At 67.9% G+C, this 820-nt stretch carries 2 protein-coding genes; both read left to right on the forward strand.

The genetic code is table 11. From position 1 onward, the window contains the following. Nucleotides 1–369, forward strand: a 369-nt coding sequence (locus FUT87_RS19620; protein ID WP_147242112.1) for a response regulator, incomplete at its 5' end; no start/stop codon positions are given. Continuing rightward, on the forward strand, nucleotides 360–820 hold a 461-nt coding region (locus tag FUT87_RS19625), incomplete at its 3' end, for a two-component system response regulator (protein ID WP_147242113.1). The genes FUT87_RS19620 and FUT87_RS19625, both read left to right, overlap by 10 nt.

An 820-nucleotide genomic window follows, 5' to 3' on the forward strand; every position in this document is an offset into this window, starting at 1 on the left:
GGCAAGAAGGCGCTGATCGTCGATGACGACATGCGCAACATCTTCGCGCTCGCGACCGTGCTGGACAGCCACGGCATGGTGATCGTCTCGGCCGACAACGGCCGCGAGGCGATCCGCCTGGTGCAGGAGGATCCGTCGATCGACATCGTGCTGATGGACATCATGATGCCGGAGATGGATGGCCTGGAGACCATGCAGCAGATCCGCCGCCTGCCGCGCGGCCGCGAGCTGCCGATGGTGGCGGTCACCGCCAAGGCGATGAAGGGCGACCGCCAGAAGTGCATCGAGGCCGGCGCCTGGGACTACCTCTCCAAGCCCGTCGACCCCGCCAACATGCTGACGGTGCTGCGGGGCTGGCTATGCCGCTGAGCGCCCTCTTCGACGGCTACGCGACGCCCGACGCGGCGGAGCGCGCCAGCATCCTGATCGTCGACGACCTGCCCGAGAAGCTGCTGGTCTTCGAGACCATCCTGGCCGACCTCGACCAGCACCTGGTGATCGCGCGCTCGGGCAGCGAGGCGCTGCGCGAGGTGCTGCGCCAGCAGTTCGCGGTGATCCTGATGGACGTGAACATGCCGGGCATCGACGGCCTGGAGACGGCGCGGCTGATCCGCGGCTACCGGCGCTCGGCGCACACGCCCATCATCTTCGTCACCGCCTACGCCGACGAGCTGCAGACCGCGCAGGGCTACTCGCTGGGTGCGGTCGACTACATCCTCTCGCCCGTCATTCCCGACGTGCTGCGCAGCAAGGTGCGGGTCTTCGTCGACCTGTTCATCATGCAGCAGCGCCTGCGACAGCAGGCGCTGGAGCGCATCGC

The sequence above is a fragment of the Mitsuaria sp. TWR114 genome, from assembly GCF_007997345.1.